Consider the following 19041-nt stretch of genomic DNA (forward strand, 5'->3'; position numbering starts at 1 on the left):
GCTTGGCAGCCATGCCAATCCCCTACGCCCCCCGGAGTTTCACCATGTCGCTGCGTTCCATCGCCCTGCTTTCGTTCTGCGTATTGCTCGCTGCCTGCAGCAAGGTCAATCAGGAAAACTACTCGAAGCTCTCCGCCGGCATGGCCAAGGCCGATGTGGAGACCCTGTTGGGCAAACCCGCCGATTGTTCAGGCGCGCTCGGCATGTCCAGTTGCACCTGGGGCGACAAGAACAGCTTTATCAGCGTGCAGTTCGCCGGTGACAAAGTGTTGATGTTTTCCGGCCAAGGCCTGAAGTAAACCGGGGCGATCGCCCACGGGAGAAAAATAATGAAGCGGTTATTGATCATCCTTTTTGCCGGCCTGGTGTTGGCTGGCTGTGCCACGTCTGGCCCGGACCCTTTGGCGCCCAAGACGGCCAAAAACGTCAACCTCAAGCGCTACCAGGGCACCTGGTACGAGTTGGCCCGTCTGCCCATGTACTTCCAGCGAGACTGCGCGCAATCCGAGGCCCATTACACGCTGAAACCCGATGGCAACGTCGCGGTATTGAACCGCTGCCTGACAGCGCAGTGGCAATGGGAGGAGGTCAAGGGCACGGCTTATCCGGAGGTGCCGGGCAAGAACGACAAGCTGAAGGTCGAGTTCGATACCTGGTTTTCCAGGCTGATCCCGGGTACGGCGAAGGGCGATTACTGGGTGCTGTACGTCAGCGATGACTACAAGACTGCCATCGTCGGTGATCCGAGCCGGAAATATTTGTGGCTGTTGTCGCGCACACCGACCGTGAATGGAGTGGTGCGCGAGGAACTGCTGAGCAAGGCGCGTCAGCAGGGTTATGACACCACCCGGTTGATCTGGCGGGCGTCGGAACAGCAGATGGCCAAGACGTCCAACTGACAAATACGCAAAACCAATGTGGGAGCGAGCCTGCTCGCGAAGAGGGTATGTCAGTTGACTGAGTTGTTGACTGATACACCGGTTTCGCGAGCAGGCTCGCTCCCACATTTTCTTTGAGTGTCAGCCTAAAAGTTCGCGCAGGACTTGGGTGAAGGCGCGATTGCTTTCTTCTTCATCAGCATGGCGCCCGTCACGCACTACCCACTGGCCGTTCACCAGCACATCCCGCACCTGACGATCGCCACCGGCAAACAGCCAGCGGTTGAGAATCCCGTCGCCGCTGGCTGTTGCCAGATACGGATCGTTGCCGTCCAGTACCAGCCAGTCGGCGCGCTTGCCGACTTCCAGCGCGCCAATCGGCTGGCCCAGTGCCTGGGCGCCGCCATCCAGCGCGGCATCAAACAGGGTGCGCCCGACCATCGGCTGCTCCGCGCCATACAAACGATTACGCCGTTGGTCACGCAGTCGCTGGCCGTATTCCAGCCAGCGCAATTCTTCCACCACGCTCAATGACACATGGCTGTCGGAACCAATGCCCATGCGGCCGCCCTGAGCGAGGAAGTCCACCGCCGGGAAGATCCCGTCGCCGAGGTTGGCTTCGGTGGTCAGGCACAGGCCGGCGATGGCGCGACTCTTGGCCATCGACGTGACTTCTTCCGGGTTGGCGTGGGTCGCGTGGACCAGGCACCAGCGTTGATCGACGTCGACGTTCTCGTACAGCCATTGCAGCGGACGACGGCCACTCCAGGTCAGGCAGTCGTCGACTTCTTTCTGCTGCTCGGCGATGTGGATGTGCACCGGGCACTGCTTGTCGCTGGCTGCCAGCACTTCACTGATCTGCTGCGGCGTGACCGCGCGCAACGAGTGGAAACACAGGCCCAGGGCTTGCGCCGGTTGCTGCGTCAGGACCGGTTGCAGGCGCGATTGCAGCTTGAGGTAGTTTTCGGTGCTGTTGATGAAGCGGCGCTGGCCTTCGTTCGGGGTCTGTCCGCCGAAACCGGAGTGGCTGTAGAGCACCGGCAACAGGGTCAAACCGATGCCCGCGGAACCTGCGGCCTGGCTGATACGCAGGGCCAGTTCAGCCGGGTCGGCATAAGGTTGGCCGCTGATGTCGTGGTGTACGTAATGAAATTCCGCGACCGAGGTGTAACCGGCCTTGAGCATTTCGATGTACAGCTGACGGGCGATGACGCCGAGTTGCTCCGGGCTGATTTTTCCGACGAGGCGGTACATCAGATCGCGCCAGGTCCAGAAACTGTCGTTCGGATTGCCCGCCACTTCCGCCAGCCCGGCCATGGCCCGCTGGAAGGCGTGGGAGTGCAGGTTCGGCATGCCAGGCAGCAGCGGACCGCTCAACCGCTCGGCGCCATCTGCATGAGAATCGGCCTGGATATGGGTCAATACGCCATCGGCGCTGACCTCAAGACGTACATTGTTGGCCCATCCACTAGGCAGCAGCGCGCGTTCGGCAAAGAAGGCGGACATGGTTAAGCACCCCATCGTGTGTTATTTGTATATACATATACAGACGTTTGCCTGCCCGGTAAACTCCGGCAAGCTAGCAACCCTATCCAAACGACCAAGGATTAACCGTGCCGACTCCGCCTCCAGTCTCTCCGTTGGCCGCGAACATGGGCGACAGTCCGGCGCCCTTGTACGCCCGCGTCAAACAAATGATCACCCAGCAAATCGACAGTGGAAACTGGCCGCCGCACTACCGCGTTCCGTCGGAAAGTGAGCTGGTCAGCCAGTTGGGCTTCAGCCGCATGACCATCAACCGTGCCCTGCGCGAGATGACCGCCGATGGCCTGTTGGTGCGCATGCAAGGCGTCGGTACGTTCGTCGCCGAGCCGAAAAGCCAGTCCGCGCTGTTCGAAGTGCACAACATCGCCGACGAAATCGCTTCCCGCGGTCATCGCCACACCTGCAAGGTCATCACCCTTGAAGAAGAGGCCGCCGGCTCCGAGCGCGCCCTGGCCCTGGACATGCGCGAAGGGCAGAAGGTGTTCCATTCGCTGATCGTGCATTTCGAAAACGATATTCCGGTGCAGATCGAAGACCGTTTCGTCAACGCGCTGGTGGCGCCGGATTACCTCAAGCAGGACTTCACCCTGCAAACGCCCTACGCCTACCTGAACCAGGTCGCGCCGCTGACCGAAGGCGAGCACGTGGTCGAGGCGATCCTGGCCGAGCCGTCCGAATGCAAATTGCTACAGATTGAAAAAGGCGAGCCGTGCCTGCTGATCCGTCGCCGCACCTGGTCCGGCCGCCAGCCGGTGACCGCCGCTCGCTTGATCCACCCTGGTTCCCGTCATCGCCTGGAAGGTCGGTTTCATAAATAGAGAGCCATAAATGAGTAACGCAAAGGTTTTACGCGCCAAGGATTACCCGCGCATGCCGTGGAAAAACGGCGGCGGCAGCACCGAAGAAATCACCCGCGATGCTGGCACTGGGCTGGATGGCTTCGGCTGGCGCCTGTCGATTGCCGACATTGGCGAGTCGGGCGGGTTTTCCACTTTTGCCGGTTACGAGCGGATCATCACCGTGTTGCAGGGCGACGGCATGACCCTGACGGTGGATGGCCAGAGCACACGGCCACTGTTACCGCTGGACCCGTTTGCCTTCAGCGGTGAAAGCAAGGTGTCCTGCATATTGCTCGGTGGTCCGATCCGCGATTTCAACCTGATTTACGCGCCGCAGCGTTATAGCGCGCGGTTGCAGTGGTTGTCGGGCGAGCAGCGGTTTTTCAGTTCGGCGGGCACGGTGTTGGTGTTCAGCATGAGTGAGCAGGTTGAGGTGTCGGTCGATAACAACGACCAGCAATTGGGTCGTCATGATTGCCTGCAATTGGAGGCTGATGCCGGATTACTGGATGTCGCCATCAAAGGGCTGTGCTGCGTGATCGAACTGACCTCGCGCGACTGATCCCGGTCATTCCCGTTCGAGGGTAAAACCTCGAACGGTCGCCTCCAGCTCACTCGACATCTGCTTGAGTGCCTGGATGGTTTGTACCGCCTCTTGTTGCGCCGCGACATTCTCCTCGACCCGCTGCGCCACGCTTTCCACATTGCGCGCCACGTCTTCGCTGGCTTCACGCTGTTCCTGCAAGGCATTGGAGATCTGGCTGACTGCATTGAGTGACGCGCTGAGCGCGGTCTTGACATCACTCATCGACGCGCCGGCGCTGTCGATCAATTGTTGGCCCTGAAGTACGCGCTCGCGGCCAGTGTTCATGCTGCTGTTGGCCTTTCTCATGCCGCTTTGAATGGCGCTCACCAGCACCACAATCTCGGCGGTAGAGCGGGTCGTGCGGGTTGCCAGCTCCCGCACTTCGTCAGCCACCACGGCAAACCCGCGTCCTTGTTCACCGGCCCGCGCCGCTTCGATGGTGGCATTGAGTGCGAGCAGATTGGTCTGTTCGGCAATGCTGTGGATCATGCCGACAATTTTCCCGATGGCGTTGGAGTGCAGGGTCAATTGGTCGATTTCATCCGACGTCTGGGTCACCAGTTGGGCGATCTGCTGCATCTCGAGGATAGAGCGTTCCATGGTGGCAATGCCGAAAGCGGTGATCTGTTCGGCCTTTAGGGTGGTGTCGTGCGCCTGCGCGGCGTTCTCGGCGATGTGTGTAATGTTGGCTGACATCTGTTCCGCGGCGGCGGCAATGGAAGAGGCCGCGCCATTTTGCTCGGCCGCCTGTTTCAGGCCTTGTTCAGACGAGATGCTCAGGTTCAGGGTAGAGGATTCGATTTGCTGCGAGGCCTCGCGCACCTTGCCGATCATGCTGGCCAGGCTGCGCCGCATGGCCTCGACCGATTGCATGACACCCGTTGACTTCGCGTTACTGTTCACCGGATCGCCGAGCCTGCCCTGGGCAATCTTTGTGCTGATACTGGCCAGTTCGTGAGGCTCGGCGCCCAGGTATCGCGCCAGCCTGGCGCTGAACAGCAGGGCATAAAGACTGCCAAACAACAGTGCCAGAGCCAGGACCACGGCCATCAGCCTCATATTGATCTCATAGAGTGCCTGGCTGTGCTCGAACTGATGGCGGGCTTCTTTCAATTGAGCATCCGTCAGCTGCGAGAACAGTGAGGTCAGCGGGTCGATCAAGGGGTAAAGCTGGTGTGTTGCGAACTGCTCCAGGCTCTGACTGGCGGCGTTGTTGCGGTTCAAGGCCGCCTGCAAACGCTGGAGCGGTACTTTGGTCGCCTGCATCAGCGGTGTGATTTCGTTGATCAGTTGCACCTCTTCATCAACCAGTCGGGTCGACAGGAAGGTGCGCCAGAGCGGTTCGATTTCAAGCATCGCTTGCCGTATCTGCTGCGCTGCATCGACGCCACTGAGGATGCCATCGCGGGCCTTGTGGATAGCGTCGACGATCCGGACTGAATACAGCTCGGAGATTTTCTTCAGGTCCTGTTGCGGAATGACCCGGTCCAGGTAAACCGTCTCCAGTCCCTGGACCGTAGCGCGCATTCCGTACAGGCCGAGTGCGCCGATGCCGGTCAGGCTGCTCAGGAGAATGCCGGCAAGCAGGAGCAGGTGGGTTTGGACTTTCCACTGTTTCATTACGGGTTCCTCGCAGAAGTGACATCAGGGGGCTTGCTCGTGAAGTCGGCGAGGATTGATTGAGGTGGAGTCAGATGTTTCTGATGATGTTGTAGGGTGTTTCTGGAATGCGCTTAATTGGGCATCAGGTGTTACCGAACGCCCCAGCGTGGCGCAAAACCCCGCTCAAGTAACAAAGTCCCCTCGCCACAAAAACTCCCCGAAAAATATTTCATCTTCCCCAGAACCCTTGTTCCAAGAGCTCTCCAGCCGTTTCAGAGTTTTTCTTGAATGCTCATCCAACAAGTTGGCCGCTTGATTGCATATGCTTGTATGTACAAGTAAAGACGTATGCGTATGAGTCACGAGGACTCAACCATCGTCCACTGATTCGCCGGTGTGCACTGATGCCCATTGGCTTGCTCGCCCACTGCCTGGGTTGGTTTTGGATTGATTGCTGAGGAGTTCTTTTCGTGACTAAATTTCGTGACGTTGAAATCCGCGCTGCCCGCGGTAACAAGCTGACCGCCAAGAGCTGGCTGACCGAAGCGCCGCTGCGCATGCTGATGAACAACCTCGACCCGGAAGTCGCCGAGAACCCTAAGGAACTGGTGGTTTACGGTGGTATCGGTCGCGCTGCCCGTAACTGGGAATGCTACGACAAGATCGTCGAAAGCCTGACCAACCTCAACGAAGACGAAACCCTGCTGGTGCAATCCGGCAAGCCGGTCGGCGTGTTCAAGACCCACGCCAACGCCCCGCGCGTGCTGATCGCCAACTCCAACCTCGTACCGCACTGGGCGAGCTGGGAACACTTCAACGAACTCGACGCCAAAGGCCTGGCCATGTACGGCCAGATGACCGCCGGCAGCTGGATCTACATCGGCAGCCAGGGCATCGTCCAGGGCACCTACGAAACCTTCGTCGAAGCCGGTCGCCAGCACTACAACGACAACCTCAAGGGCAAGTGGGTCCTGACCGCTGGTCTGGGCGGCATGGGCGGTGCCCAGCCTCTGGCGGCAACCCTGGCCGGTGCCTGCTCGCTGAACATCGAATGCCAGCAGGTCAGCATCGATTTCCGTCTGAAAAGCCGCTATGTCGATGAGCAAGCCAAAGACCTCGACGACGCGCTGGCGCGTATCGACAAGTACACCAAAGAAGGCAAGGCGATCTCCATCGCGCTGCTGGGTAACGCGGCTGAAATCCTGCCGGAACTGGTCAAGCGCGGTGTGCGTCCGGACATGGTCACCGACCAGACCAGCGCCCACGACCCGCTCAACGGTTACCTGCCGGCCGGCTGGACCTGGGACCAGTACCGCGCTCGTGCCAAGACTGAACCTGCCGCTGTGATCAAGGCCGCCAAGCAATCGATGGCCGTGCACGTCAAAGCGATGCTGGACTTCCAGAAAATGGGCGTGCCAACCTTCGACTATGGCAACAACATCCGTCAGATGGCCCAGGAAGAAGGCGTGGAAAACGCATTCGACTTCCCTGGCTTCGTACCGGCCTACATCCGTCCGCTGTTCTGCCGCGGTATTGGCCCGTTCCGTTGGGCTGCGCTGTCGGGCAACGCAGAAGACATCTACAAGACCGACGCTAAAGTCAAAGAGCTGATCCCGGACGACGCCCACCTGCACAACTGGCTGGACATGGCGCGCGAGCGCATCAGCTTCCAGGGCCTGCCGGCACGTATCTGCTGGGTTGGCCTGGGCCTGCGCGCCAAGCTGGGCCTGGCGTTCAACGAAATGGTGCGCAGCGGTGAACTGTCGGCGCCGATCGTGATCGGTCGTGACCACCTGGACTCCGGCTCGGTATCGAGCCCGAACCGCGAAACCGAATCGATGCAAGACGGTTCCGACGCCGTGTCCGACTGGCCACTGCTCAACGCCCTGCTCAACACCGCGAGCGGTGCGACCTGGGTGTCCCTGCACCACGGCGGCGGCGTCGGCATGGGCTTCTCCCAGCACTCGGGCATGGTGATCGTCTGCGACGGTACCGACGAAGCGGCCGAGCGTATCGCTCGCGTGCTGCACAACGACCCGGCCACTGGCGTTATGCGTCATGCCGATGCCGGTTACCAGATCGCCATCGATTGCGCCAAGGAACAAGGTCTGAACCTGCCGATGATTACCGGTAAATAATGCTTTCCCTGTAGGAGCTGCCGAAGGCTGCGATCTTTTGATCTTGATCTTTTAAAAACAAGAGATCGCAGCCTCGTTTCACTCGACAGCTCCTACAGGGATTGAGTTAACAAGAATAACAATCCATAGAGGTTGAACCATGGCTGTCAACAGCGAGCGTGCAGGCAGTAAACCGTTGATCGAGAAACGCTCGATCGACTACATCCCGGAAGCGGAAAGACACGGTCGTCTGTTTAGCCAATTCACCCTGTGGATGGGTGCCAACCTGCAAATCACCGCGATTGTCACCGGGGCGCTCGCCGTGGTGCTGGGCGGTGATGTGTTCTGGTCGCTGATCGGCCTGCTGATCGGGCAATTGCTCGGTGGCGGTGTGATGGCGTTGCATGCGGCGCAAGGCCCCAAGCTTGGCCTGCCGCAGATGATTTCCAGCCGGGTACAGTTCGGCGTGTACGGCGCGGCCATCCCGATCGTACTGGTCTGCTTGATGTACCTGGGCTTCACCGCAACGGGAACCGTGTTATCCGGCCAGGCGCTGGGCCAGTTGTTTGGCGTCAGCGACACCGTCGGTATCCTCCTTTTCGCCAGTGTCATCGTGCTGGTCACGGTGCTCGGTTATCGGGTGATCCATTGGATCGGCCGTGTGGCCAGCGTCATTGGTGTGATTGCCTTTGTTTATCTGTTCAGCCGTCTGATGAGCCAGGTTGACGTTGGCGCTCTGTTGCAAATCCGCCATTTCAGCTGGAGCAGCTTCTTGCTCGCGGTGTCGCTCGCGGCGTCCTGGCAGATCGCCTTCGGCCCTTATGTGGCTGACTATTCTCGCTACCTGCCGAGCAAGATTTCCTCGGTGAAAACCTTTTTTGCCGCAGGTGCAGGTTCGGTCATTGGTGCACAGGTGGCGATGGTCCTCGGCGTGTTCGCTGCCGCTTCGGCCAACGGGCAATTCGCCGGCCACGAAGTGGCGTACATCGTGGGTCTGGGTGGTACCGGTGTCACCGCTGCGCTGCTGTACTTCAGCATCGCGTTCGGCAAGGTCACCATTTCCACACTGAACTCCTATGGCAGCTTCATGTGCATCGCGACCATCATCAGCGGTTTCCGTGGAGACCTGAAGGTCACGCGCTTGCAGCGTCTGGTCTTCGTGCTGGTCATCGTCGGTGCTGCGACCCTGATGGCATTGCTCGGCCAGCACTCGTTCCTCGGTGCGTTCAAGTCCTTCATCCTGTTCCTGCTGGCATTCTTCACGCCATGGAGTGCGATCAACCTGGTGGACTACTACTGCATCACTCGCGAGCGCTATGACGTGCCGGCGCTGGCCGATCCGAAAGGTCGCTACGGTCGTTGGAATCTTCTCGGTATCAGCGTCTATGTGTTCGGCGTGTTGGTGCAACTGCCGTTCATCTCCACCAAGTTCTATACCGGTCCGCTGGTGGCGGCCCTGGGTGATGTGGATATTTCCTGGATCATCGGTCTGGTGATTCCCGCAGCCCTGTATTACCTGTGTGCGAAAAAATGGCACGGCACAGTGCCTGATCGTTTGATCCTGCCGGTCGAGCAGGACGCGATCACCGAACAAAAGCTGAATGTCGGTCGCGCTGCGGCGCAGGCCTGATTGGACGTGGACAGGGCTGGATGCCTCTTGACTGCCGTAAGCCAATTCATGATTAGGAGCGTCACAACAATGAAATCGAACAAGACCCTGCTGACCACATTGCTTTCCATGGGCCTGCTGGCCAGCGCTGGCGCCACTCAGGCGGCGGGTTGGTGCGAGTCGGGCAAACCGGTGAAATTCGCCGGTTTGAACTGGGAAAGCGCCATGCTGCTGACCGACGTGATGCAAGTCGTGTTGGAGAAAGGCTACGACTGCAAGACTGACAGCCTGCCGGGCAACTCCATCACCATGGAAAACGCCCTGAGCAGCAACGATATTCAAGTGTTTGCCGAAGAATGGGTCGGCCGTAGCGAAGTCTGGAACAAGGCTGAGAAGGCCGGCAAGGTCGTCGGTGTCGGCGCGCCAGTGGTGGGTGCGATCGAAGGCTGGTACGTGCCGCGCTACGTGATCGAAGGCGACGCCAAGCGCAAGCTGGAAGCCAAGGCGCCGGACCTGAAGAACATTGCTGACCTGGGCAAATATTCGGCGATCTTCAAGGACGCCGAAGAGCCGTCCAAGGGGCGTTTCTACAACTGCCCGGCCGGTTGGACCTGTGAACTCGACAACAGCGAAATGCTGAAGAGCTACGGCCTGGAAAGCACCTACACCAACTTCCGCCCAGGCACCGGCCCGGCGCTGGATGCCGCCGTGCTGTCGAGCTACAAGCGTGGCGAGCCGATCCTGTTCTACTACTGGTCGCCAACCCCGCTGATGGGCCAGGTCGACGTGGTGAAACTCGAAGAGAAACCAGGCGTGAACAAGACGGTGACCATCAAGGTCGGCCTGTCCAAGACCTTCCACGACGAAGCCCCGGAACTGGTGGCCGTGCTGGAAAAGGTCAACGTGCCGATCGACCTGCTGAACCAGAACCTGGGACGCATGACCAAAGAGCGGATCGAGTCGCCAAAACTGGCCAAGATCTTCTTGAAGGAACATCCTGAAGTCTGGCACGCGTGGGTGAGCGAAGACGCAGCCAAGAAAATCGACGCGGCCTTGTAGGTTGGGCTTCTCCGGCTGCCGGCAACGGCAGTCGGACGCTTGATCGCAACCCCTTGATTGAGAGTCTCTTATGTTTCCCGAAAGCTTTACCTTTTCCATCGCCGACTGGGTCAACGGTTGGGTCGATTCGCTGGTCACCAACTACGGCGACGTGTTCCGGCACATCTCCGATACGCTGCTGTGGGCCATCGTCAATCTTGAAAGCCTGCTGCGTGCAGCGCCCTGGTGGCTGATGCTGGCGATCGTGGCGGGCGTGGCCTGGCACGCGACCCGTAAAGTCGTGACCACGTCAGTGATCGTCGGCCTGCTGTTCCTGGTGGGTGCGGTCGGCCTCTGGGACAAGCTGATGCAGACCCTGGCGCTGATGATGGTGGCGACGATCATTTCGGTGTTGATCGGCATTCCGCTGGGCATTCTCTCGGCACGCAGCAATCGCCTGCGTTCGGTGCTGATGCCGTTGCTGGACATCATGCAGACCATGCCGAGCTTCGTGTACCTGATCCCGGTGCTGATGCTGTTTGGCCTGGGCAAGGTCCCGGCGATTTTCGCCACCGTGATCTACGCCGCGCCGCCGCTGATCCGCCTCACCGATCTGGGCATTCGCCAGGTCGACGGCGAGGTGATGGAAGCGATCAACGCCTTCGGTGCGAACCGCTGGCAGCAACTGTTCGGCGTGCAACTGCCGCTGGCCCTGCCGAGCATCATGGCGGGCATCAACCAGACCACCATGATGGCCCTGTCGATGGTCGTGATCGCCTCGATGATCGGTGCCCGTGGCTTGGGTGAAGACGTGCTGGTGGGGATTCAGACCCTGAACGTCGGACGTGGCCTCGAAGCCGGTCTGGCGATCGTGATTCTGGCTGTGGTGATCGACCGCATTACACAGGCGTACGGTCGTGCACGGCATGAGGTGAGCAAATGAACAACGCAACCGTGAGCAAGATCGAAGTCAAGAACGTCTTCAAGATTTTCGGCAACCGTGCCAAGGACGCGCTGGCCATGGTCGGCCAGGGCAAGACCAAGGATCAGGTGCTGGCCGAAACCGGCTGCGTGGTCGGCGTGAACGACCTGTCGTTGAGCATCGGCAGCGGCGAGATTTTCGTGATCATGGGCCTGTCGGGCTCCGGCAAGTCGACCCTGGTACGCCACTTCAACCGCCTGATCGACCCGACCAGCGGCGCGATCCTGGTGGACGGCGTGGACATCCTGCAATACGACATGGAAGCCCTGCGCGAATTTCGCCGGCGCAAGATCAGCATGGTGTTCCAGAGCTTCGGCCTGTTGCCGCACAAGAGCGTGCTGGACAACGTCGCCTACGGCCTGAAAATCCGTGGCGAAAGCAAAGCCATGTGCGCCGAGCGTGCGCTGCACTGGATCAACACCGTGGGCCTCAAGGGCTACGAAAACAAATACCCGCATCAGCTTTCCGGCGGCATGCGCCAGCGTGTGGGCCTGGCCCGCGCCCTGGCGGCGGACACCGACATCATCCTGATGGACGAAGCCTTCAGTGCCCTCGACCCGCTGATTCGTGCGGAGATGCAGGACCAGTTGCTGGAACTGCAAAAGACCCTGCACAAGACCATCGTCTTCATCACCCACGACCTTGACGAGGCCGTGCGCATCGGCAACCGCATCGCGATCCTCAAGGACGGCCGCCTGATCCAGGTCGGCACGCCGAGAGAGATCCTGCACTCGCCGGCGGATGAGTATGTCGACCGCTTTGTGCAGCGTCGGGCGGCGGTGGTTTAAGAGGTTTGTGGTGGCTGGGCGGGCCCCTTCGCGGGCAAGCCCGCTCCCACAGTGGATCTCCGGTGTTCACAAAACCCTGTGGGAGCGGGCTTGCCCGCGAAGGCGTCAGTGAAGCTGTATCAATATTCAGGTTGTACGCAGAGGTTGAAGATGTCCCAGGCTGAAAAAATCGTTATCACCGAAGCGCAGGTCACTTGGCAGGATGTGGTCGCCGTCGCTCGTCATGGCGCGCAGCTTGAGCTGTCGGCGCCGATCTGGGCGCGCATCGAAAACGCCCAGGCCATCGTCCAGCGCATCGTCACCAGCGGCGAACGTGCCTACGGCATCAACACCGGCCTGGGCGCGCTGTGCAACGTCTCGCTGCAGGACGAACAACTCAGCCAATTATCGCGCAATACCTTGCTCAGCCATGCCTGTGGTGTGGGTGCACCACTGGCCGACGAGCAGACTCGTTCGATCATGTGCGCCGCCATCGTCAACTACAGCCACGGCAAATCCGGCTTGCACCGTCAGGTCGTCGAAGCGCTGCTGGCGCTGCTCAACCGCGGCATCACCCCGCAGGTGCCGTCCCAGGGGTCCGTGGGCTACCTGACCCACATGGCCCACATCGGCATTGCGCTGCTGGGCGTGGGCAATGTCAGCTATCGCGGGCAGATCGTTGCCGCGCAAAAGGCGCTGGCCGAAGAAGGCCTGCAGCCGGTCAAGCTTGGCGCCAAGGACGGTTTGTGCCTGGTCAACGGCACGCCGTGCATGACCGGGCTGAGCTGCCTGGCCATTGCCGACGCTACGCGCCTGCTGGAATGGGCCGACGTGATCGGCGCCATGAGCTTCGAAGCCCAGCGCGGGCAGATCGACGCGTTCGATGCCGAGATCATCGCGCTCAAGCCGCACCCTGGCATGCAACAGGTCGGGATCAACCTGCGTGCCTTGCTCGACGGCAGCGAAGTGATTGCCCAGAGCAAAGGCATTCGCACGCAAGACGCCCTGAGCATTCGCTCGATCCCGCAAGTCCACGGCGCTGCGCGCGATCAACTGGTGCACGCGACCAAACAGATCGAAACCGAACTCAACGGCGCCACCGACAACCCGCTGGTGCTGGGCACTGCGGACAACTATCGCGTGGTATCCCAGGCCAACCCCCACGGCCAGTCCGTGGCCATGGCCGCGGACCTGCTGGCGATTGCCATGGCGGAAATCGGCTCCATTGCCGAACGTCGCCTGGACCGCTTGATCAACCCGCACGTCAGCGGCTTGCCGGCGTTCCTGGTGGCCAACCCGGGGGTGAACTCCGGGATGATGATCGTGCAATACGTGGCCGCGTCCCTGTGTGCGGAAAACCGTCAGCTGGCACAACCGGCGGTGCTGGATAACTACGTGACGTCGGGCTTGCAGGAAGACCACCTGAGCCTGGGCACCAACGCTGCGCTGAAGCTGCATCGCGCACTGGAAAACTGCACGCAGATCCTCGCCATCGAGTACCTGTTGGCGGCCCAGGCGTTCGAATTCTTGAAAGAGCAACGCTTCGGCGCGGGCACCGATGCCGCTTGGCGTCTGCTGCGTGAGCACGTTCCTGCCTATGACCAGGATCGCTGGCTGGCACCGGACATCGCTGCTGCTGCCGGCGTTCTGAAAGACCCTGCTTTGCTGCAAAAAACCTTACCGAACTTGAACTGATTTCCAAACAAGACCAGCGTGCCAAGGCGCCAGCCCCCTCAAGAAGGGGGAAGCGACGGACAACGGATATTTCCGGAGCGTCTGGTAGTTAACAACAAACTCTCAAAAGGAGAATGAACATGACTGCGCTTAATTTGATTCCCGGCCAACTGAGCCTTGCCCAACTGCGTGATGTCTATCAGCAACCGGTCAAAATCACCCTCGATCACAGCGCTGCAGCCCAGATCGAAGCCAGCGTGGCCTGCGTGGAGCAGATCCTCGCCGAGAACCGCACCGCCTACGGCATCAACACCGGTTTCGGCCTGCTGGCCTCGACCCGTATCGCCAGCGAAGACCTGGAAAACCTGCAGCGCTCGCTGGTTCTGTCCCACGCCGCCGGTGTCGGCCAGCCGATCAGCGATGAGCTGGTGCGCCTGATCATGGTGCTCAAGGTCAACAGCCTGAGCCGTGGTTTCTCCGGCATCCGCCGCGTGGTGATCGACGCGCTGATCGCCCTGATCAACGCCGAGGTGTACCCGCACATTCCACTGAAAGGTTCGGTCGGTGCTTCCGGTGACCTCGCGCCTCTGGCCCACATGTCGCTGGTGCTGCTGGGCGAAGGCAAGGCGCGCTACAAGGGCGAGTGGATGGAAGCCACCGAAGCGCTGAAAGTCGCCGGCCTGACGCCACTGACCCTGGCCGCGAAAGAAGGCCTGGCGCTGCTCAATGGCACTCAGGTGTCCACCGCGTTTGCCCTGCGTGGCCTGTTCGAAGGTGAAGACCTGTTCGCCGGCGCCCTGGCACTGGGCGGCCTGACCGTGGAAGCGGTACTGGGCTCTCGCTCGCCGTTCGACGCCCGCATCCACGCGGCCCGTGGCCAGAAAGGCCAGATCGACGCGGCCGCCGCTTATCGCGATTTGCTGGGCGAGCGCAGCGAAGTCTCCGACTCCCACGAGAACTGCGAGAAGGTCCAGGACCCGTACTCCCTGCGTTGCCAGCCACAAGTCATGGGCGCCTGCCTGACCCAGTTCCGTCAGGCCGCCGAAGTGCTGGCGATCGAGGCCAACGCCGTCTCCGACAACCCGCTGGTGTTCGCTGCCGAAGGTGACGTGATCTCCGGTGGCAACTTCCACGCCGAGCCGGTGGCCATGGCCGCCGACAACATGGCCCTGGCCATCGCCGAAATCGGCTCCCTGAGCGAGCGCCGCATCTCGCTGATGATGGACAAGCACATGTCGCAACTGCCGCCGTTCCTGGTGGCCAACGGCGGCGTGAACTCCGGCTTCATGATCGCCCAGGTGACCGCCGCGGCACTGGCCAGCGAAAACAAGGCGCTGTCCCATCCGCATTCGGTAGACAGCCTGCCGACCTCCGCCAACCAGGAAGACCACGTGTCGATGGCGCCGGCGGCTGGCAAGCGTCTGTGGGAAATGGCCGAGAACACCCGCGGGATTCTCGCCGTGGAATGGCTGGCCGCGGCTCAGGGCCTTGACCTGCGCAACGGCCTGAAGACTTCGCCGAAGCTGGAAAAGGCCCGCGCCATCCTGCGTAACGAAGTGCCGTTCTATGAGAAGGACCGCTTCTTTGCGCCGGACATCAATGCCGCGACCGAGTTGTTGGCCTCGCGTTGCTTGAACGAGCTGGTTTCGGCGAAGTTGCTGCCTAGCCTGTAAGGGCCCCTTCGCGAGCAAGCCCGCTCCCACATGGATCGCCTTGAACCTGTAGGAGCTGGCTTGCCAGCGATTCGATTTTGCGTCGAATAACAACAATTAAGGACGAGCAATGCAACAGCCAGCAAAGGGTTTGAAACGCGGGCTCTCTGCCCGACATATTCGCTTCATGGCGCTGGGGTCGGCAATCGGCACCGGGCTGTTTTACGGTTCTGCCTCGGCCATTCAAATGGCCGGGCCTGCGGTGCTGCTCGCGTACCTGATTGGTGGCGCGGCGGTGTTCATGGTCATGCGCGCCCTCGGTGAGATGGCGGTGCACAATCCCGTGGCCGGCTCTTTCGGCCAGTACGCCAGCACCTATCTCGGGCCAATGGCGGGCTTCATCCTCGGTTGGACCTACGCATTCGAAATGGTCATCGTCGGCATGGCCGACGTCACTGCATTCGGTATCTACATGGGCTTCTGGTTCCCGGAGGTTTCCCGCTGGATCTGGGTGCTGGGCATCGTCTCGGTGGTAGGCGGCCTGAACCTGTGCAACGTCAAAGTCTTCGGTGAGATGGAGTTCTGGCTGTCGCTGCTCAAGGTCGGGGCCATTGTCGCGATGATCCTGGGTGGCTTCGGCATCATGTTGTTCGGCATCAGCACGGCGCCCGGCGCCCAGGCGACCGACATCAGCAATCTCTGGAACCATGGCGGCTTCATGCCCAATGGCGTGGGCGGTCTGATCGCTTCGTTCGCGGTGGTGATGTTCGCGTTCGGCGGGATTGAAATCATCGGTGTGACCGCCGGTGAAGCCAAAGACCCGCAGCATGTGCTGCCCCGGGCGATCAATGCCGTGCCGTTGCGCATCCTGTTGTTCTACGTCCTGACGATGCTGGTGCTGATGTCGATCTTTCCATGGCAGCAGATCGGCAGCCAGGGCAGCCCGTTCGTGCAGATTTTCGACAATCTGGGCATCAGCTCGGCGGCGACCATCCTCAATATCGTGGTGATCTCGGCGGCGATCTCGGCCATCAACAGTGACATCTTCGGTGCTGGCCGCATGATGTACGGCCTGGCTCAGCAGGGCCACGCACCCAAGGGCTTCGCGCGGTTGTCGCGCAACGGCGTGCCATGGATGACCGTTGTGGTGATGAGCGCCGCGCTGTTGCTGGGCGTGTTGCTGAACTACCTGATCCCGGAAAACGTGTTTCTGCTGATCGCCTCCATCGCGACCTTTGCCACGGTTTGGGTCTGGCTGATGATTCTGTTTACCCAGGTGGCCATGCGTCGTTCCATGAGCGCCGAGCAGGTCGCACAATTGAAATTCCCGGTACCGTTCTGGCCTTATGCACCGATAGCGGCAATTGTCTTCATGCTGTTCGTCTTCGGCGTGTTGGGCTACTTCCCGGACACCCAGGCGGCCCTGATGGTCGGCGTGGTGTGGATCGTGCTGCTGGTGCTGGCCTACCTGACCTGGGTGAAACCGGCGGCAGGCCAGGCTGCCCTGGTGACGCCGGACCCGACTTTTTCTCATCGATAACCTAACGGAGGCCAAGGATGAAAACGCTCTGGCAACACTGTCACGTCGCAACCATGGCGCAAGGCGTCTACTCGATCATCGAGGATGCGGCCATCGTGACGTCAGGCGCGCTCATTGAGTGGATCGGCCCGCGCGCTGAACTGCCGGCGGGGGATTACCCGGCCGTCAACGATCTTGAAGGCGCCTGGGTCACCCCGGGACTGATCGACTGCCACACCCACACGGTGTTCGGCGGTAACCGCAGCGGTGAATTCGAAAAGCGCCTGCAAGGCGTGAGCTACGCGGAAATCGCCGCCAGCGGTGGTGGCATCGCCAGCACCGTGCGCGCCACCCGCGCGGCCAGCGAAGACGAACTGTTCGTCAGTGCCGCCAAGCGCCTGAAAAGCCTGATGCGCGATGGCGTCACCAGCATCGAAATCAAGTCCGGCTACGGCCTGGACCTGGCCAACGAGCGCAAGATGCTGCGTGTGGCCCGTCGCCTCGGCGCCGAACTGCCCGTCAGCGTGCGCAGCACTTGTCTGGCCGCTCACGCCTTGCCGCCTGAATACACCGATCGCGCCGACGACTACATCGATCACATCTGCGCTGACATGCTCCCGGCCCTGGCGGCCGAAGGGCTGGTCGACGCGGTGGATGCATTCTGTGAATACCTGGCGTTCTCGCCGGCGCAGGTCGAGCGCGTATTCATCACCGCCCGGGAACTGGGTTTGCCGGTGAAGCTGCACGCCGAACAATTGTCGTCGCTGCACGGCTCGAGCCTGGCGGCGCGTTACCACGCGTTGTCCGCCGATCACCTGGAGTTCATGACCGAAGACGACGCCATCGCCATGGCTGAGTCCGGTACCGTCGCGGTGTTATTGCCCGGGGCCTTTTACTTCCTGCGCGAAACCCAATTGCCGCCGATGGATGCCCTGCGCAAGCACGGCGTGAAAATCGCCATCGCCAGCGACCTCAACCCGGGCACCTCACCGGGACTGTCGTTGCGCCTGATGCTGAACATGGCCTGCACCTGCTTCCGCATGACCCCGGAAGAAGCCTTGGCGGGTGCCACGATTCACGCCGCTACCGCGCTGGGCATGGCCGATACCCACGGCTCGCTGGAAGCCGGCAAGGTCGCGGATTTCGTCGCCTGGCAAATCGATCGTCCGGCCGACCTGTCGTACTGGCTGGGCGGCGACCTGGAAAAACGCGTCGTGCGCCACGGCGTCGAGACACATCTGTAGGAGAGCCGTTGTGGATAAGGTACTTAACTTCAAACAAGGCCGCGTACCGCTGCTGATCAGCATGCCTCACGCAGGCGTACGTCTGACGCCTGCGGTCGAGGCTGGATTGATCCCCGACGCGAAAAGCCTGCCGGACACCGACTGGCACATTCCGCAGTTGTATGACTTCGCCAATGAATTGGGCGCCAGCACCCTGGCTGCCGAGTATTCGCGGTTCGTCATCGACCTGAACCGTCCGTCCGACGACAAGCCGCTGTATGTGGGCGCGACCACCGGCCTGTATCCGGCCACGCTGTTCGACGGCATACCGTTATTCCGCGAGGGCATGGAGCCCTCGAAAGAAGAGCGTGCGACCTATCTGGAAAAGATCTGGACGCCGTACCACAGCACCCTGCAGCAGGAACTGGCGCGACTGAAGGCCGAGTTCGGCTACGCGCTGCTGTTCGACGCACACTCGATCCGCTCGATCATCCCGCATCTGTTCGACGGCAAGCTGCCGGACTTCAACCTCGGCACCTTCAATGGCGCCAGTTGCGATCCACAGTTGGCCAGTCAGCTGGAAGCGATCTGCGCGCGTCACGACAACTACACCCATGTGTTGAACGGACGCTTCAAGGGCGGCCACATCACCCGTCATTACGGCAACCCGGGCGAGAACATCCACGCTGTGCAACTGGAACTCGGGCAGTGCACCTATATGGAAGAGTTCGAGCCGTTCCGTTATCGGGCGGATCTGGCGGAGCCTACGCGGGTGGTGTTGAAGGAATTGCTGCAAGGGCTGCTGGCCTGGGGGCAGCAGCACTACAAGGGCTGAAGATCAAAAGATCGCAGCCTTCGGCAGCTCCTACAGGTGTTCGAAAAACCCTGTAGGAGCTGCCGTGTAATGGTCGAACATTTTTGGACCATGATGTAGGAGCATCGATTTAAGGACGCATCATGGGATATCGGGTTGTTACATCTGAGGAAAAAGCGGAAGCCATCCGCTTGGT

General features: G+C 60.8%; 16 protein-coding genes. 14 read left to right on the top strand and 2 right to left on the bottom strand.

Annotated features, from left to right (window positions below):
* The first annotated feature begins 44 nt into the window (after nucleotides 1-44).
* Together KW846_RS24955 and KW846_RS24960 are read left to right on the top strand one after the other, a co-directional pair.
* Nucleotides 45-299, top strand: coding sequence for a hypothetical protein (locus KW846_RS24955; RefSeq protein WP_007975531.1), 255 nt, complete (start codon nucleotides 45-47; stop codon nucleotides 297-299).
* Between the two features lie 30 nt (nucleotides 300-329).
* The gene (locus KW846_RS24960; protein WP_218485888.1) at nucleotides 330-899 is read left to right on the top strand and encodes a lipocalin family protein; all 570 of its coding nucleotides are present in this window, start codon (nucleotides 330-332) and stop codon (nucleotides 897-899) included.
* A 120-nt stretch (nucleotides 900-1019) separates the two neighbouring features.
* Here the strand turns inward: KW846_RS24960 and KW846_RS24965 are convergent, their stop codons facing one another.
* Nucleotides 1020-2384: a formimidoylglutamate deiminase gene (locus tag KW846_RS24965; RefSeq protein WP_218485889.1), complete on the bottom strand. Its 1365-nt coding sequence runs from the start codon at nucleotides 2382-2384 to the stop codon at nucleotides 1020-1022.
* A gap of 146 nt (nucleotides 2385-2530) precedes the next feature.
* Here KW846_RS24965 and hutC point away from each other — a divergent pair, with 146 nt between their 5' ends.
* Together hutC and KW846_RS24975 are read left to right on the top strand one after the other, a co-directional pair.
* Nucleotides 2531-3241, top strand: coding sequence for a histidine utilization repressor (hutC, locus tag KW846_RS24970; protein ID WP_162135916.1), 711 nt, complete (start codon nucleotides 2531-2533; stop codon nucleotides 3239-3241).
* Nucleotides 3242-3251: 10 nt separating this feature from the next.
* Complete coding sequence (locus tag KW846_RS24975) at nucleotides 3252-3824, top strand: HutD family protein (protein ID WP_218485890.1); 573 nt, start codon at nucleotides 3252-3254, stop codon at nucleotides 3822-3824.
* A 6-nt stretch (nucleotides 3825-3830) separates the two neighbouring features.
* Here KW846_RS24975 and KW846_RS24980 read toward each other — a convergent pair whose 3' ends face one another.
* Nucleotides 3831-5468, bottom strand: coding sequence for a methyl-accepting chemotaxis protein (locus KW846_RS24980; RefSeq protein ID WP_218485891.1), 1638 nt, complete (start codon nucleotides 5466-5468; stop codon nucleotides 3831-3833).
* Nucleotides 5469-5920: 452 nt separating this feature from the next.
* Between KW846_RS24980 and hutU the strand changes: the two genes are divergently transcribed.
* The 10 genes from hutU (at nucleotide 5921) to hutG (ending at nucleotide 18866) form a co-directional block, all read left to right on the top strand.
* On the top strand, nucleotides 5921-7588 hold the full coding sequence (gene hutU / locus KW846_RS24985) for a urocanate hydratase (RefSeq protein ID WP_218475790.1): 1668 nt from the start codon (nucleotides 5921-5923) through the stop codon (nucleotides 7586-7588).
* Between the two features lie 139 nt (nucleotides 7589-7727).
* Nucleotides 7728-9197 (top strand): cytosine permease, encoded by a 1470-nt coding sequence (locus KW846_RS24990; RefSeq protein ID WP_218485892.1) that lies wholly within the window; start codon nucleotides 7728-7730, stop codon nucleotides 9195-9197.
* A gap of 69 nt (nucleotides 9198-9266) precedes the next feature.
* A complete protein-coding gene (locus KW846_RS24995; RefSeq protein WP_104451133.1) occupies nucleotides 9267-10235 on the top strand; it encodes an ABC transporter substrate-binding protein in 969 nt (322 codons plus the stop codon).
* A gap of 70 nt (nucleotides 10236-10305) precedes the next feature.
* The gene (locus KW846_RS25000; RefSeq protein WP_007975541.1) at nucleotides 10306-11157 is read left to right on the top strand and encodes a proline/glycine betaine ABC transporter permease; all 852 of its coding nucleotides are present in this window, start codon (nucleotides 10306-10308) and stop codon (nucleotides 11155-11157) included.
* On the top strand, nucleotides 11154-11984 hold the full coding sequence (locus KW846_RS25005) for a glycine betaine/L-proline ABC transporter ATP-binding protein (protein ID WP_007975542.1): 831 nt from the start codon (nucleotides 11154-11156) through the stop codon (nucleotides 11982-11984). Before KW846_RS25000 ends, KW846_RS25005 begins: the two co-directional genes overlap by 4 nt.
* A gap of 150 nt (nucleotides 11985-12134) precedes the next feature.
* A complete protein-coding gene (gene hutH / locus KW846_RS25010; protein ID WP_218485893.1) occupies nucleotides 12135-13658 on the top strand; it encodes a histidine ammonia-lyase in 1524 nt (507 codons plus the stop codon).
* A 119-nt stretch (nucleotides 13659-13777) separates the two neighbouring features.
* Nucleotides 13778-15310, top strand: coding sequence for a histidine ammonia-lyase (gene hutH, locus KW846_RS25015; RefSeq protein ID WP_218485894.1), 1533 nt, complete (start codon nucleotides 13778-13780; stop codon nucleotides 15308-15310).
* A 109-nt stretch (nucleotides 15311-15419) separates the two neighbouring features.
* Nucleotides 15420-16829 (top strand): amino acid permease, encoded by a 1410-nt coding sequence (locus tag KW846_RS25020; protein ID WP_218485895.1) that lies wholly within the window; start codon nucleotides 15420-15422, stop codon nucleotides 16827-16829.
* 17 nt (nucleotides 16830-16846) lie between these two features.
* Nucleotides 16847-18052 (top strand): imidazolonepropionase, encoded by a 1206-nt coding sequence (gene hutI, locus KW846_RS25025; RefSeq protein WP_007975549.1) that lies wholly within the window; start codon nucleotides 16847-16849, stop codon nucleotides 18050-18052.
* A gap of 10 nt (nucleotides 18053-18062) precedes the next feature.
* Nucleotides 18063-18866, top strand: coding sequence for an N-formylglutamate deformylase (gene hutG, locus KW846_RS25030; protein WP_218485896.1), 804 nt, complete (start codon nucleotides 18063-18065; stop codon nucleotides 18864-18866).
* Nucleotides 18867-19041 lie beyond the last annotated feature (175 nt).

The sequence above is a fragment of the Pseudomonas sp. PDM32 genome (genome assembly GCF_019219225.1).
Classification (GTDB): Bacteria; Pseudomonadota; Gammaproteobacteria; order Pseudomonadales; family Pseudomonadaceae; genus Aquipseudomonas; species Aquipseudomonas laurylsulfatiphila.